Below are 14975 nucleotides of genomic sequence, written 5' to 3'. Positions count from 1 at the left end.
TTCCCCTGAGCAAGAGACAGAAACGATGATACAAAGCAACATGGCCCCTTCAGGTATGGCTGTTACGCCACACCACCTGGCGAGTGAAACCGCCTTGTCCGTATTACGTCACGGCGGTGACGCGATTGAAGCCATGGTGGCCGCGGCTGCCACTATTGCCGTCACCTACCCTCATATGAATGGTATTGGTGGTGATGGCTTCTGGCTAATCGTTCCACCTGAAGGCGAACCCGTCGCCATAGACGCAAGTGGTGCGGCAGGCTCACTGGCTTCGATGGAGTTCTACGCCAATGAAACACATATTCCACACCGTGGCCCTCGTGCTGCACTAACCGTGCCAGGTACTATCAGTGGGTGGCAGGAAGCACTGTTGATTTCACAGGAATTAGGTGGAGGGCAATTACCACTTTCCCGTTTGCTGGCCGACGCTATTCGTTATGCAGCCGATGGTATACCTGTCACGCAGTCACAAGCGATTGCCACTCAGGGAAAGTATCATGAACTGGCAAATGTACCGGGTTTCGCGCAAACCTTTCTTTCCCGGGGGGAAGTTCCTGTAGCAGGTAGCCGCTTTTGCCAGCCACGACTGGCGCAGACGCTAACACGCTTAACCACCGAAGGCCTGGATAGTTTTTACCGTGGCCCCCTTGCCAGCCAGATGGCTCAGGAGCTGGAAGAACTGGGAATACCGGTTACTTTGCAGGACCTGGCCGCACACCGGGCTCGCCGCCGGTTACCATTGCATCTGACTCACCCACAAGGTGATGTCTATAACCTTGCGCCACCTACTCAGGGGTTGGTTTCGCTGGCGATCCTTGGCATCACAGCCGGAATGGATATGGCACAAGCGAACGAAGTGCAAACCATTCACCGGATTGTTGAAGCCACGAAAAAAGCATTTGCCCTGCGTGATCAGTACATAACCGACCCTCGCCATGTTACTCGCCCGGTGCAAAGCCTGCTTGATCCGGAAAACTTAGAAAATATGGCAGCTGAAATTGATGATAACCAGGCCGCTCCCTGGGGAACAGGCAAAGGCCCGGGAGATACAGTATGGATGGGTGTTATTGATAATAACGGGTTAGCTGTTTCTTTTATTCAGAGCATTTACCATGAATTTGGCAGCGGTGTAGTGCTGCCACAAAGCGGTGTACTGTGGCAAAACCGTGGGGCTGCATTCAGCCTGGATCCCCAGCATATTTTGGCTTTATCGCCAGGCAAGCAACCTTTTCACACACTAAACCCGGCCGCTGTTCGCCTGGCTGATGGCAGAGTGATGGTTTACGGATCGATGGGAGGTGACGGGCAGCCACAGACGCAGGCTGCACTGTTTACTCGCTATGTGCTTCAAGGCGTGCCACTGCAACAGGCTGTTTCAGCTCCCCGCTGGCTACTTGGCCGCACCTGGGGGCAATCCTCAGACAGCCTGAAACTGGAAAACCGCTTCAGCCCACAAACATTTGAATCCTTGCGCGCCATGGGCCACGAAGTGGAAGCTCTGGATGACTTCAGTGAGGCTGTTGGTCATGCTGGTGCAATTGTGCGCCATACCAACGGTATGCTCGAAGGCGCTTATGACCCTCGCAGCAATGGCAGTGCCGCCGGATTTTAAGGAGAGAACATGCAAACAACCGATTTTGACTGGCCGGGCTATATTGCGTTAATGGCCCAAATACTGGATATGCCGCTGGATGATGCACGCCGGGCAGAACTTGAAGTGCAATTGCGCCGCATTAATGCGATGGCACAACCATTAATGGACTTTGAGCTGGACCAGCGCCAGGAAGTCGCCGGGGTATACCAGTTATGAGTTTGCGGATAAGTGATATTCAACAAGGCCTGCGCGAGAAATCTTTTTCCGCCACCGAACTGGCGACACAGGCGCTTGCAGACATTGAACGCATTAACCCAGCTATCAACGCGTTTACCCACATAACTCACCAGCGCATGCTGGATGAAGCCGCACAGACAGACCAGCGCATTGCTCGCAATGAGATACTTCCCCCACTTGCCGGTGTTCCCTACGCTGTTAAAAATTTATTTGATATTAGTGGAATAACGACTCTGGCCGGTGCCCGGTTATTTCGTGATAACCCACCAGCCAGCCATGATGCTTTCGCTATCAAGCAATTACAGCACGCAGGGGCGTCCCTGGCCGGGGCACTCAATATGGATGCATATGCCTACGGCTTTACTACCGAGAACACACACTATGGGGCAACCCATAATCCCCATGATCTTAGCCGGGTCGCCGGAGGGTCATCTGGTGGTTCTGCCGCAGCAGTTGCCGCCGGGCTGGTGAATTTCTCGCTGGGTACTGACACCAACGGGTCAATTCGTGTTCCTTCCTCGTTGTGTGGCATTTTTGGCCTGAAACCGACCTTCGGCCGTCTGTCCCGTAGTGGTAGCCAGCCTTTTGTCGCGAGCCTCGATCATATTGGCCCTATGGCGCGTCATGTGGAAGATCTGGCGCTGGTCTATGATTCGCTTCAGGGCGATGATCCCCATGATCACTTTCAGGCACGCCGCTCTCCGGCATTAATCGAACAGTCTCTTATGCCAGAGCGGCCTTTGCGTTGTGCTGTGCTGGGTGGCTATTTTGATACCTGGTGCGATGATGATGCCAGAGATGCCGTCAGCCGAATTGCCAGGGGATTACAGGCAACAGAAAGTATTACACTGCCACAAGCTGAAATGGCGCGTTCAGCCGCTTTCCTGCTTTCTGCCGCTGAAGGTGGAAACCACTATTTACCGTTACTACGCACAAAACCGGAGGAATTCGAACCGAACTCCAGGGACCGCCTGCTCGCAGGTGCAATGACCCCTTCAGCCTGGTATACACAGGCACAACGCTTCCGGGCCTGGTTTCGGGATGTAACACTCCCGTTATTCAATGACTTTGATATTCTGATTGCCCCGGCCACACCGTGCTGTGCCACTGAAATTGGGCAGCAAACCATGCGCATTAACCAGTGTGATTTGCCAGTAAAAGCCAGTATGGGTATGTTGACCCAACCTATTTCATTTTTGGGTTTACCTGTTGTAACCGTTCCCCTCATCACGGCAGGTGGCCTACCCATTGGTGTACAACTGATTGGTGCCCCCTGGCAGGAGAAACGCTGCCTGCAGGCTGCACAGTCACTTGTTTTACAGAATATTTGCCAGGCAACACCAGCACAGGGTGTATTCCATGAACAGAGATAATATCGACAGACAAGCTATTTTAAATGAAGTCACCGCCGCGTTTTATCGCTATGAGCAAGCGTTGGTAAGCAACGATGTTGACGTTCTGGATGAACTTTTTTGGGAGGATGCGCGCACGGTACGCTATGGTGCGACAGAAAATCTCTACGGCATTTCCGAGATCCGCGCCTTTCGCCAGGGCCGTTCCCCCAAGGGACTGGATCGCACTCTGCATAACACAACTATCACCACTTTCGGTGAAGAAATGGCTGTAACCTGCACTGAGTTCACCCGTGAAGGCAGCGAGAGTATTGGCCGCCAGATGCAAACCTGGGTGAAGTTCCCGTTTGGCTGGCGGATTGTTGCCGCTCATGTCAGTAAAATGGGCTGAAACGTTTATTGTGGGATGGCCGGTGAAGCCATCCCGCTGCGATTACTTCTGCCACGGATGCGTTTTTATCCAGTGGTCAGCAATATCCTGCCGGCGGCAAACCCAGACATCATTGAAACCCTGTATATAATCCAGGAAACGTTGCAGTGCCCGGAAGCGACCAGGGCGGCCTAATAACCGGCAATGCATACCTACTGACATCATTTTCGGTGCATGTTCGCCTTCTTCGTATAACACATCAAAGCTGTCTTTAAGGTAAGTGTAGAACTGTTCCGCTGTGTTAAACCCTTGCGCAGTAGCAAAGCGCATGTCGTTCGCATCCAGTGTATAAGGCACGACCAGATGAGGTTTCACCGTGCCATCCTGGCAGGTTACTTCACTCCAGAAAGGCAAGTCGTCGCCATAATAATCACTGTCGTACTGAAAACTCCCTTGTTCAACCACCAGCCTGCGAGTATTCGGGCTATCGCGCCCGGTATACCAACCCAGTGGCTTTTTACCAAACAAGTTTTCCAGGGTTTCAATCGCCTGCTGCATATGCTGACGTTCTGTTTGTTCATCAATATTTTGGTAATGAAGCCAGCGCCAGCCATGGCTAACCACGTCATAGTCGGCATTTTTGATTGCCTGGACAACTTCCGGGTTACGCGCCAACGCCATCGCCACACCAAAAATTGTCATGGTTAACCCACGGCGTTGAAATTCGTTGTGGATGCGCCAGAAACCCGCTCGCGAACCATATTCATAGAGCGAATCCATCGACATGTGACGGTCTGGATAACTGGCGGCACCAATGATGTCTGACAAAAATTGCTCAGAACCACTGTCACCATGTAATACGTTGTTTTCACTGCCCTCTTCATAATTCAGGACAAATTGAATCGCCAGGCGGGCCCCCCCTGGCCAGTGTGGATGCGGTGGTTTTCCGGCATAACCGAGCATGTCGCGCGGGTAGTTTTGTGTAAAGGCCAGGGGGTTATTTTCTTGTTCTGATTGCATGCCTTACTTTCCTCTTTCTACATCACAGATGGGTCATTGAAGATTGTATACGGGCCAGTTAGCGGTTTGGGATTGGGTTTTGCCAAATCACCTTGTTTGCTGGTTCCCAATCCCAGTCCAAGCAGAGCTTCTACCATTTTGACCGCAGCACTCACGCCATCAATGACCGGAATACAGAGCTCATGGCTAAGTTCTCTCGCCAGATTTGCCATACCGCCACACCCCAGCACAATCGCGCCACAGTTATCCTGCGCTTTGGCCTGTATACAACGCTCCCTAACCTTTTGTTGAGCAAAACCCGTGCCATCCTCTAAAGACAATACTGGTAAATCAATGGAATGAACTGCCTGACAGTGGTGCTCAAAACCATACTGCCGTAATAAATGGTGGGCGATAATCACCGTGCGCGGTAAAGTAGTGACAATAGAGAAGCGTGTCGCAACCAGTGTGGCCATATGCATAGCCGCTTCCGCTATGCCAACCACAGGCCCAGTTGCCAGTTCACGAGCCGCCAGCAAGCCTGGGTCACCAAAACAAGCAATAATATGCCCATCAACCCCAGCACGTTCCCCCAACGTTACCTGTTCCAGCACGCCCATAGCGCCAATCGCTTCATCAAAATGACCTTCAATAGAAGGTACACCGTGGGATGGGCAGACTGGCAAAATTTCAGTACCCGAACTGGCGACCATACGGGCTGCCTCACCGATAGTCTGAGTCATTGCAAGGCTGGTATTGGGGTTGATCACCTGAATACGCAACGTGGTCATTTCTTTGCCTCTTGTATACCAAACAGGCGTGAAAAATCAGGAACTGTTTCACCGCTTCGTTCAAAATGCAGGCTATGAAGAATGTCTTCGAAGTGCTGTTGCATACACGATATTAGTCTGTCAGGGTCTTTTTGACGCAGGGCATCAATCAGCACGCCATGATCATCACACCGGCAACCTTGTTGCCATGGCGCCCCCCAGGCCGCTATCACTAATGAGGAACGCTGTGTCAGGCGTGTAAGTGTCTCAACCATAACCTCGTTGCCAGAAATCGCATGGAGTTGAATATGAAAATCTGCGGAGTAACGAATGGCTGCCGCGCCATCATGCTCGCGATGAGCTTGTTCTTCGCGCCGAGTGATATTTTCCAGCGCAGCAATATGTGGCGGCTGAATATGTGCCACTACATCAGGTAGATTGGCACATTCGAGTAACGTGCGAGTACGGAAGATCTGTTTTGATTCTTCTACTCCAGGGCTTGCTACAAACGCACCACGCCGGGGCGTCATAGTGACCATTTGCACTGTTGCAAGGCGTGTCAGGACCTTTCTGATCCCCGTTCGGCTCACACCAAAGGCTTCAGCCAGCGCTTCTTCAGGGAGCTTACATCCCGGAGGAAGTTGATGCTCAACGATCGCTCTCATTAATGATTGCCATATTTCGGCTTCTTTATCTTGTTGCTCTTGCTGGGGTTGCCCCACATCTTGCTGCCTCATTCATTACTCCCGTACACAATGCATTTTCTATCTTGTATACAATATATATAAAATAAGTACACAAAAAATGTGAACCTGGCCTGGTTCCTGCAACAGTTACCGCACAAACCATCATCAGCTGCTATTGAGTAAAGGAGCAGAATCCATGCCAAACGTTCACCATACAACTGCTGATAACCCCAATGCGGGCTACAGCCCAAGATTGTGCAATGAAGATCTGGCGCCCACACGCCAACAACGTTGGACCTGGTACAATATATTTTCATTCTGGATGTCAGATGTTCACAGCATGGGCGGCTATGTTGTTGCTGCCAGTTTTTTTGCATTAGGTTTATCAAGCTGGCAAGTGCTGTTGTGCCTGTTGGTGGGTATTTGTATTGTTCAGGTATGCGCTAACCTGGTAGCCAAACCCAGCCAAATGGCCGGCGTGCCTTATGCCGTTATCAGCCGCCAGGCTTTTGGGGTATTTGGTGCCAATATTCCCGCAGTAATCCGTGGTTTGATTGCGTTTGCCTGGTACGGCATTCAGACATACCTGGCAGCAAATGCTCTGATGCTGGTTATTTTGAAATTTTGGCCTTCGCTCGCGCCAATGACACAGGCTCACTTTTTGGGGCTTTCGCATCTGGGATGGATTTGTTTTGGCATTATGTGGGTATTGCAGGCTATGGTGTTCTGGCACGGAATGGACGCCATTAAACGATTTATTGATGTGGCAGGCCCAGCTGTGTATGTCGTTATGATGTGCCTTGCGGGCTGGATACTTTACCAGACCGGTCTGGATGGCATTTCTTTCACACTATCAAGTAAAACGCTGAGTCCTTCAGCCCAGGTCTGGGAAATGATTACAGCGACTGCGCTGGTGGTTTCCTATTTTTCTGGGCCACTGCTCAATTTCGGTGATTTCTCGCGTTATGCGAAAAACATGAATGAAATTCGCCGTGGGAATCGCTGGGGGCTGCCATTTAATTTTCTGCTATTTTCCATTGTGACTGTCATTATTGTTTCTGGTACACAATCATTATTTGGCAAAATGATTACCGACCCTATTGAGACAGTCAGCCATGTGGGAAATAGCGTGGCGATGGCGATAGGTTTGCTGACCATGATTACTGCCACTATAGGGATTAATATTGTCGCAAACTTTGTGTCACCCGCTTTTGATTTCTCAAACTGCTCACCTCAAAAGATCAGTTTCCGTACTGGTGGTATGATTGCTGCTGTAGGCTCTGTTTTATTAACTCCGTGGAATCTGTTCCAGTCACCAGAATTGATCCATTACACTCTGGATGTTCTGGGTTCTTTTATTGGCCCACTTTTTGGCATTTTACTTGCTGATTTTTATTTAATTAAACGTGGCACAATTAATGTGGATGCATTATTTAGTGTGTCTCAGGATGGCCCCTACTGGTACAACAAGGGCTTCAACCCGAAAGCAATTGCTGCATTGATTCCGTCTGTTGTGGTGTGCCTGATTATCAGCTTTATTCCGTCATTACATGCGGTTGCTAACTTTAGCTGGTTTATCGGTGCATTTTTGGCAGCTGGAAGTTACCGCTGGATTGCCCGTAATGACCGGGTGCATGTATCCGGCCCGCGTACTGACAGGGTAGCGGCCTCGCAAGAATAATGATGTATACAGTAAGGTGCCAGTCATTTCGCTGGCACCTCTAATACGCTATTTTCCCGGGAAAAATACGTGAGATCCGTAAAATATCGTAGTCAACAGCAACAGAGCCAGTTAAATTTCTGCAAAGCAGCTTATATAACTGCGCTACATGTCATTACCAGTAGTCGTTAGCCAGTAGCAAAGACAAATCACGAGTGGATAAATTGATGGCAATCAGAAACGAAAAAGCGCCATGTTAAAGATTAACATGGCGCTCAAATAGTGGCGGAACGGACGGGACTCGAACCCGCGACCCCCTGCGTGACAGGCAGGTATTCTAACCAACTGAACTACCGCTCCGCGATTGTTCCCCGTCGGGAACGATGCGGATATTACGGATACCTTGCAGAAGCGTCAACGCTTTTTCTTTCTATTTTGGCTGGTTGGCGCAAAATTCACCTGAATGACCGGATTTTGCACATTATTATGCACGCCACATGCAACTACCGCCCTTTTTCTGAACCAGGTCCAGACGAGATTCATGGGCAACACATTCTTCATCAGAAGCTCTAACTATTTTCAGCCCACCAGCACGCACTACACGTTGTATACCTGTTGAGTCTGCAGCCTGTTGGGCATCACCTTCCATCGCAAATTTTATGCTGGTTTGCCCGCCTGTCATAGTCAGGTAGACATCAGCAAGGATTTGGGCATCGAGTAATGCCCCGTGCAGTGTTCGCTTGCTGTTGTCTATTTCGTAGCGCGAGCACAAGGCATCCAGGCTGTTACGTTTGCCTGGGAACATACGGCGCGCCAGAGCCAAGCTATCGGTGACTTTACAGAATGTTTCCGTTTTACCAATGCCCTTATTGAGCATGCCAAACTCATAATCCATAAAGCCGATATCAAACGATGCGTTATGGATGACTAATTCAGCACCACGAATATAATCGAGAAAATCATCGACAACATCAGCGAATACTGGCTGATATGCCAGAAATTCATCTGAAATCCCATGAACCATAAAGGCTTCCGGGTCGACTAAACGGTCTGGTTTCAGATAAATATGGAAGTTGTTACCCGTCAGGCGGCGGTTAATCACTTCAACAGCACCAATTTCGATAATACGGTGCCCTTCGTAGTGCGCCCCTACCTGGTTCATACCTGTGGTTTCAGTATCGAGAACGATCTGTCTTGTGATTTCTGTGCTCATAGCGCTCGTTTGTGTCAGACTTAGTTTTTTCTTCAGACCCGGGAAGTTTACCAGAATGCGTAAACAGGTAGAAATTTTCACCGATGGCTCTTGTCTAGGGAACCCAGGCCCAGGTGGCTACGGTGCGATTTTACGTTACAAACAACACGAAAAAACCTTCAGTGAAGGATACTACCTCACAACGAACAATAGAATGGAATTAATGGCGGCGATCGTCGCACTTGAAGCCATTAAGGAACACTGCGATATCACACTGAGTACCGACAGTCAGTATGTTCGCCAGGGGATTACCTCCTGGATCCATAACTGGAAAAAGCGTGGCTGGAAAACCGCAGATAAAAAGCCAGTCAAAAATGTGGATCTGTGGAAGAGGCTGGATAGCGCACTTAGCCAGCACAACATTAAATGGGAATGGGTAAAGGGCCATGCCGGGCACCCTGAGAATGAGCGGTGTGACGAACTGGCACGAACAGCCGCTGGCTCGCCATCACAGGAAGATACGGGCTATTTATCTGAAAACGGGTGATCCGAAGATTTTCGGTATTGGCGGGAAGCCGTCACTGCCGGGCGCAGTGATGCACGGGATTTACGAGCAGACATCGGGTTCATCGTTAATGGAATGGTTCTTTTCCGTGCCACGATCAACTGCATGCAACCCAGAGCCGGAAGGTGAGTGGAGAGTAACCGCCCACCTAACCGGTGCCAGGGGAGAACATGGAAACGTTTGTAATGCAGCACTTCAAAATTAAGCAATGAAAGCCAGTCCAGTTGACGAACCAGAGTAAACATTCGGCTCTGGGTTGCGCCTTTTTTGCTGCGAAAGGGCACGGCTTTACCAGCGCCAAGTAGGCTGACAGGGTTAAAGCCACTCAGGATTAACCAGCCATCATCTATCAAGATGCGATCAACTTCCCTCAGCAAACGGTGTGGATCCTGGCACCAGGACAAACCATGAGCTAATAAGCAAGCATCAACAGATTTTGCTGCAAAAGGCAATGCTAATGGATCGGCAATCACATGAAGTGCGTGCCCTTGCATTGCCACATTCACCTGGTGTGATATAGGGCATTCACTGGTATTGATTTCTGCGCTCAAATTCCCCAGTTTAATCAAATGGAACCCAAACATTTTTCCAAGCCAGGGTTGCACCTGGCGTTCGAGCGCTTCACGATAGTATTCACCCCAAGGCAATTCAGCCCACTGTCCGGGCGCCTGGAGTGGCAAAGGTGTCCTTGCCGGTTTCATTAAAACCTTCCATTTGCGAGCATTACTGAGGTCATTTATGAATCTTACCAGTATTCCTGCATTTCAGGACAACTATATCTGGGTACTCTATAACTCCACAGGAGAATGCCTGGTTGTCGACCCAGGTGATGCCAGACCTGTTATTGATAGTGTGAAGAAATTTGGCTGGAAACCAGTAGCTATTTTGCTCACCCACCACCATGACGACCACACTGGCGGGGTGGCGGATTTACGTGCGATATGGCCAGAACTGGTTGTTTATGGGCCCGAAGAAACCAGCAGTAAAGGGACCACTCACATACTGGCTGATGGCGATAAATTCACATTACTGGGGCTCGATTTTGAGGTGATATTCACACCTGGTCACACTTTAGGACATATCTGCTATTACAGTTCTCCTTATCTATTTTGTGGCGATACGCTTTTTTCTGGTGGATGTGGCCGAATTTTTGAAGGTACACCAACCCAGATGTACCAGTCTCTTAAAACATTAAACCAGTTACCAGCCAATACTTTAGTTTGTTGCGCACATGAATACACTCAATCAAATATTAACTTTTCCTTAAGTATTCTCCCGAAAGATGAAGCGTTAGTTAAATACAGTAATGAAGTTAATGAGTTACGTAAAAAAAGTCACTCTTCCCTCCCCTCAACGCTGGAAAATGAGCGGCGAATTAATCTTTTTTTACGAACGGATGATACTGTTTTAATTGAGAAAATAAGAGATGAAACAACTTTGCAACAACCTGAGCAATATTTTGCCTGGTTACGCGCAAAGAAAGATAACTTCTAAATCCAGGGTTGAGTTATTTTGCAGTCGCAGGTATCATCGCTCGTCTTTTAAGCAACTATTGACACACACATGAAGGCAAAAGCGATTCTAATCGCCTCTGTCCTGCTGGTTGGGTGCCAGGCGTCGAAACATGACGGGCATATTCAACAGCACGCACAGAGCCTTTCTGCGGCTGGTCAAGGAGAAGCAGGAAAGTTCGCAGGTCAGGCGGACAGCGCGCGATGGTTGAACGATGGTACTTCCTTCGCGCATGATCAGGACCTGTGGACCTTCATTGGCAACGAGCTAAAGATGGGGATTCCGGAAAACGCCCGGATTCGCGAACAAAAACAGAAATATTTGAGTAATAAGAGCTATCTCCACGATGTAACTTTACGGGCAGAGCCGTATATGTACTGGATAGCCGGGCAAGTTAAGAAACGTAACATGCCGATGGAGCTGGTACTACTACCCATAGTGGAGAGCGCTTTTAACCCCCATGCAACGTCTGGTGCTAATGCCGCAGGCATTTGGCAAATCATTCCGAGCACGGGAAGGAATTATGGTTTAAAGCAAACTCGTGAGTATGATGCGCGTCGTGATGTGGTAGCTTCCACAACCGCCGCATTGGACATGATGCAACGCCTGAATCGTATGTTTGACGGTGACTGGTTATTGACAGTTGCTGCGTATAACAGCGGTGAAGGCAGGGTAATGCGTGCGATAAAAGCGAACAAGGCCCATGGGAAACCAACGGACTTTTGGTCACTTTCTTTGCCGCATGAAACGCGTGTCTATGTTCCCAAAATGTTAGCGCTGAGTGAGATTTTCAAAAATAGTCAGCGTTATGGTGTTCGCTTGCCTACGCCAGATGAAAGTCGTGCTTTGGCAAAAGTGAAAGTGTCCAGCCCGGTTCAGATGGACCAACTTGCCGAAATGGCAGGTATGTCGCTTAAAAAGCTGAAAACATTTAATGCGGGCTACAAAGGGGAAGTATTAGGCAAGAGCGGCCCGAAGTATGTCATGGTGCCACAAAAGCATGCGGATGAGCTCCGTAGCTCTTTGGCTGCAAATACGTTCGACGCGATGCAGTCTTCTCTGGTCGCCAGCAATAGCAGCGCTGCGTATACAGTACGCCGCGGTGACACGCTTTCTGCCATTGCCGCTCGGTTGAATGTCTCTGAGCATGATTTACGAGCGTGGAATAACCTGACATCCAGCAAGATCAAGGTTGGTCAGACTCTGCAAACAGGAACGCTGAACAGTGATTCCCGGCTGGTGAAAAATGACAGCATCACCTATCGTGTTAAAAAAGGTGATTCCCTGTACAGCATCGCCAGGCGGCATGGCCTCAACATTAATGATGTCATGCGCTGGAATAAGGATGTTGACGCCATTAAACCTGGCGACCAGTTAACTTTGTTTGTTGATGATGGGACTAAACCCGACTCCTAAGGAGCCAGGGCCATAACATACGCATCATGCCTGCTAAACCGTCTGTAGATATACTGCTGTGAAACAGAGTATCGATACAGGCGGTTTTTTATTTTGTCTTATCTGGCTTGCATGGGTCAAATTCCACTAACAGTGGGTTGTGGTCAGAGGCCTGAGTAACCAGAACAGACGCGTTCGCCACATTCAGGCCACGATAAAAGACAAAATCCAGTGGGCGCCCAAAAGCTCTTTTCCGCTGGTCATCTTTAAAACGTACTTCTCGTAGTGACATTTCTCGGGCAAATCCGTATAACGCACTGATCCTGGGGCGGCTCCACGCATTGAAATCACCCGCCATAATAACTGGCCCATTATGATGCGCCATTTGTTCCCGGATGGGGGCTAATTGTTTGCTATACACGTCCACACCCAAAGTAAAGTTGATGGCATGAATATTTACAACCATCAGCATTCGGGTATCAGGTAGTGGGTAAACAGTGACCAGAGCAGACTTGGCAAGCCGCAGTATGGGCTCTCGCTCGCGTAGTGGGCAGCAGTAAATAGGATGAGCAGAAGAGAGTGTCATCACGCCTGAAGGGTGTTGAGGCAGGATCAAGGCAGGTACCTGGTCGGCCGCAAGGTAATTCGAAGTTGCGAAATCAACCAGCTCAGGCGTTGTCTGGGCTTCCTGTAATAACACCAAGTGTGCATCTTTACCAAAATTCTTCAGTACCGACAGCCACTCATTGCGTTGCTGTTTAAAAATATTCCATACCAGAATACGTATCCGCTCCTCACTGGTAAGCGGAATTCCGGAAGGAAGAGCCTGACCAATGCTCGAAAACGCCCCTGGCGGCAAAATTCTCTCCGCAGGCTGGCCTGCGACATAACGCATGGCATAGGTCGGTTTACGCACGTTACAACACACCTTTTCGTTTCACTGCACACAACATGTTAGCAGTCATTTCAGTTATAGAATTTTTAGCGGTCAGTTTCAATCATCCGCTGGCTTTGATAAAGCAAGATGCACTATTTCAGTATTTTCATTGCCAGCCAGTAAAGATGCAGGGTACTTTTATTACCAAATTGCCCATAAAACAATTTAACTATTGCCATGGAGGCAATAATGAAAACAAATTCTGAGGAACTCGGGGTTTTCGTCGCTGTTGTAGAAAATGGCAGCTTCAGCCGTGCAGCCGTTCAACTGAACCAGGCTAACTCAGCAGTTAGCAGAGCGGTTAAGCGCCTTGAAATGAAGTTGGGAGTGAACCTACTCAACCGAACAACACGGCAATTAAGTTTAACCGAGGAAGGCCAGCGTTACTTCCGCCGGGCTCAGCATATTCTTCAGGAAATGGCAGATGCTGAAAATGAGCTACAGGAAACCAAAGAAACGCCAGCAGGGACATTGATTGTTGATGCAGCCACACCTGTGGTATTGCACTTACTCGTCCCTCTAATCAAACCCTTTCGCGAGCGCTACCCACAAGTCACACTATCACTGGTTTCTTCTGAAACCTTTATCAACCTGATTGAACGCAAAGTAGATGTTGCCATTCGTGTAGGTAACTTATCGGATTCAAGTTTACGCGCCCGGCCGTTGTTTAACAGCTATCGCCGTATAGTCGCCACACCAGAATATTTGGCAGTAAATGGTATGCCTCAAACGCCTGAAGATCTGGATGCACATTGCTGTATTGGATTTTCCGAGCCGTTATCCCTGAATTCATGGGCGGTACCGGATGAGAATGGCCAGTTGAGGCAAATTAGCCCGGCGCTAACCTCTAACAATGGTGAAACTATCAAGCAGTTGTGCCTGGGTGGGAATGGTATTGCCAGCTTATCGGACTTTATGGTCGATGAGGAAATCACTCAGGGCCGGTTAGTTGAGGTTTTGCAGGCACACAAGTTAGCAGTACCCACACCATTCAGCGCCGTTTACTACAGTGACCGGGCCATTAGTGCACGTATCCGCGCATTCATTGATTTTCTTACTGAGCGCTTTGCAGATAAAGCGGTTCTGAATGCACAATCATTGCAAGTGAAACTGAAGAGCTAAAATGCTGCAAAGACATGGTGGTTGTTTTGCTATTGCTATGACCACCATTTCCAGTCACTGAATAGTAACTAAAAAATTATTGGAAAATGCAGTTGGAGATATAAGTGATAAAAACAAAAAACCCCTGAGTTTTCCTCAGGGGTTAATAATAATTGGCGGAACGGACGGGACTCGAACCCGCGACCCCCTGCGTGACAGGCAGGTATTCTAACCAACTGAACTACCGCTCCACCGAATTTTTCTGCAACAGCCATTACAATGGCTTATTACTTTTTCTTTCCACACCCGCATAATGCGAATGTTTTAATTGAAGCCTGGCAGTTCCCTACTCTCGCATGGGGAGACCCCACACTACCATCGGCGCTACGGCGTTTCACTTCTGAGTTCGGCATGGGGTCAGGTGGGACCACCGCGCTCTTGCCGCCAGGCATATTCTGTTTCATTCACCGCCTCACGGCCATGAATCTTATCCGTCAACAAGCTAAAAAATTCGTCTCTCACACCAAAACATCTTTGGCGTTGTAAGGTTAAGCCTCACGGTTCATTAGTACCGGTTAGCTCAACGCATCGCTGCGCTTACACAC

15 protein-coding genes, 2 tRNA genes and 1 rRNA gene are annotated in these 14975 nt (G+C 49.1%); 9 read left to right on the top strand and 9 right to left on the bottom strand.

Going from position 1 to position 14975, the window contains the following annotated elements:
• Positions 1-25: 25 nt before the first annotated feature.
• From LC084_RS00090 to hpxZ, 4 genes are read left to right on the top strand one after another with little or no spacing between them, the layout of a single operon-like run.
• The gene (locus LC084_RS00090; RefSeq protein ID WP_226568341.1) at positions 26-1612 is read left to right on the top strand and encodes a gamma-glutamyltransferase family protein; all 1587 of its coding nucleotides are present in this window, start codon (positions 26-28) and stop codon (positions 1610-1612) included.
• A gap of 9 nt (positions 1613-1621) precedes the next feature.
• Positions 1622-1810, top strand: coding sequence for an oxalurate catabolism protein HpxX (gene hpxX, locus LC084_RS00085; RefSeq protein ID WP_226568339.1), 189 nt, complete (start codon positions 1622-1624; stop codon positions 1808-1810).
• The gene (locus LC084_RS00080; RefSeq protein ID WP_226568337.1) at positions 1807-3204 is read left to right on the top strand and encodes an AtzE family amidohydrolase; all 1398 of its coding nucleotides are present in this window, start codon (positions 1807-1809) and stop codon (positions 3202-3204) included. The genes hpxX and LC084_RS00080 overlap by 4 nt, the downstream gene beginning before the upstream one ends.
• Complete coding sequence (hpxZ, locus tag LC084_RS00075) at positions 3191-3574, top strand: oxalurate catabolism protein HpxZ (RefSeq protein ID WP_226568335.1); 384 nt, start codon at positions 3191-3193, stop codon at positions 3572-3574. The genes LC084_RS00080 and hpxZ overlap by 14 nt, the downstream gene beginning before the upstream one ends.
• Positions 3575-3616: 42 nt before the next feature.
• Here the strand turns inward: hpxZ and puuE are convergent, their stop codons facing one another.
• The 3 genes from puuE to LC084_RS00060 are packed head-to-tail and all read right to left on the bottom strand — an operon-like array spanning position 3617 to position 6059.
• Positions 3617-4573, bottom strand: coding sequence for an allantoinase PuuE (puuE, locus tag LC084_RS00070; RefSeq protein WP_226568333.1), 957 nt, complete (start codon positions 4571-4573; stop codon positions 3617-3619).
• A 17-nt stretch (positions 4574-4590) separates the two neighbouring features.
• Positions 4591-5343: an aspartate/glutamate racemase family protein gene (locus LC084_RS00065; RefSeq protein WP_226568331.1), complete on the bottom strand. Its 753-nt coding sequence runs from the start codon at positions 5341-5343 to the stop codon at positions 4591-4593.
• Positions 5340-6059 carry a GntR family transcriptional regulator gene (locus LC084_RS00060; RefSeq protein WP_226568329.1) on the bottom strand — a complete coding sequence of 240 codons (720 nt, stop codon included), beginning with the start codon at positions 6057-6059 and terminating at the stop codon, positions 5340-5342. The genes LC084_RS00065 and LC084_RS00060 overlap by 4 nt, the downstream gene beginning before the upstream one ends.
• A gap of 145 nt (positions 6060-6204) precedes the next feature.
• Between LC084_RS00060 and LC084_RS00055 the strand changes: the two genes are divergently transcribed.
• Complete coding sequence (locus LC084_RS00055; RefSeq protein WP_226568328.1) at positions 6205-7689, top strand: NCS1 family nucleobase:cation symporter-1; 1485 nt, start codon at positions 6205-6207, stop codon at positions 7687-7689.
• Between the two features lie 262 nt (positions 7690-7951).
• Here LC084_RS00055 and LC084_RS00050 read toward each other — a convergent pair.
• Together LC084_RS00050 and dnaQ are read right to left on the bottom strand one after the other, a co-directional pair.
• Positions 7952-8028 (bottom strand) — tRNA-Asp (locus LC084_RS00050).
• A gap of 124 nt (positions 8029-8152) precedes the next feature.
• Positions 8153-8881, bottom strand: coding sequence for a DNA polymerase III subunit epsilon (dnaQ, locus tag LC084_RS00045; protein ID WP_226568327.1), 729 nt, complete (start codon positions 8879-8881; stop codon positions 8153-8155).
• On the opposite strand from dnaQ, the gene rnhA reads away from it, so the two are divergent.
• A complete protein-coding gene (gene rnhA, locus LC084_RS00040; protein WP_226568326.1) occupies positions 8835-9407 on the top strand; it encodes a ribonuclease HI in 573 nt (190 codons plus the stop codon). The genes dnaQ and rnhA overlap by 47 nt on opposite strands.
• Here the strand turns inward: rnhA and LC084_RS00035 are convergent.
• Positions 9386-10126, bottom strand: coding sequence for a class I SAM-dependent methyltransferase (locus tag LC084_RS00035; RefSeq protein ID WP_226568325.1), 741 nt, complete (start codon positions 10124-10126; stop codon positions 9386-9388). The genes rnhA and LC084_RS00035 overlap by 22 nt on opposite strands.
• Positions 10127-10163: 37 nt before the next feature.
• Here LC084_RS00035 and gloB point away from each other — a divergent pair, with 37 nt between their 5' ends.
• The gene (gene gloB, locus LC084_RS00030) at positions 10164-10919 is read left to right on the top strand and encodes a hydroxyacylglutathione hydrolase (protein ID WP_226568324.1); all 756 of its coding nucleotides are present in this window, start codon (positions 10164-10166) and stop codon (positions 10917-10919) included.
• A 69-nt stretch (positions 10920-10988) separates the two neighbouring features.
• A complete protein-coding gene (gene mltD, locus LC084_RS00025; protein ID WP_226568323.1) occupies positions 10989-12353 on the top strand; it encodes a murein transglycosylase D in 1365 nt (454 codons plus the stop codon).
• Positions 12354-12441: 88 nt separating this feature from the next.
• Here mltD and LC084_RS00020 read toward each other — a convergent pair whose 3' ends face one another.
• Entirely contained in the window at positions 12442-13248 is an 807-nt protein-coding gene (locus LC084_RS00020) for an endonuclease/exonuclease/phosphatase family protein (RefSeq protein ID WP_226568322.1), read from the bottom strand.
• 210 nt (positions 13249-13458) lie between these two features.
• On the opposite strand from LC084_RS00020, the gene yafC reads away from it, so the two are divergent.
• Positions 13459-14391, top strand: a complete 933-nt coding sequence (gene yafC / locus LC084_RS00015) for a DNA-binding transcriptional regulator YafC (RefSeq protein WP_226568320.1) — start codon at positions 13459-13461, stop codon at positions 14389-14391.
• Between the two features lie 153 nt (positions 14392-14544).
• Here the strand turns inward: yafC and LC084_RS00010 are convergent.
• Together LC084_RS00010 and rrf are read right to left on the bottom strand one after the other, a co-directional pair.
• A tRNA-Asp gene (locus tag LC084_RS00010) sits at positions 14545-14621 on the bottom strand.
• 82 nt (positions 14622-14703) lie between these two features.
• Positions 14704-14819 (bottom strand): 5S ribosomal RNA (gene rrf / locus LC084_RS00005).
• Between the last annotated feature and the right edge of the window lie 156 nt (positions 14820-14975).

The sequence above is a fragment of the Mangrovibacter yixingensis genome (genome assembly GCF_020523985.1).
Lineage (GTDB): Bacteria > Pseudomonadota > Gammaproteobacteria > Enterobacterales > Enterobacteriaceae > Mangrovibacter > Mangrovibacter yixingensis.
The sequence above is the reverse complement of the archived record's forward strand: the minus strand, read 5'-3'. Positions and strand labels throughout refer to the sequence as shown.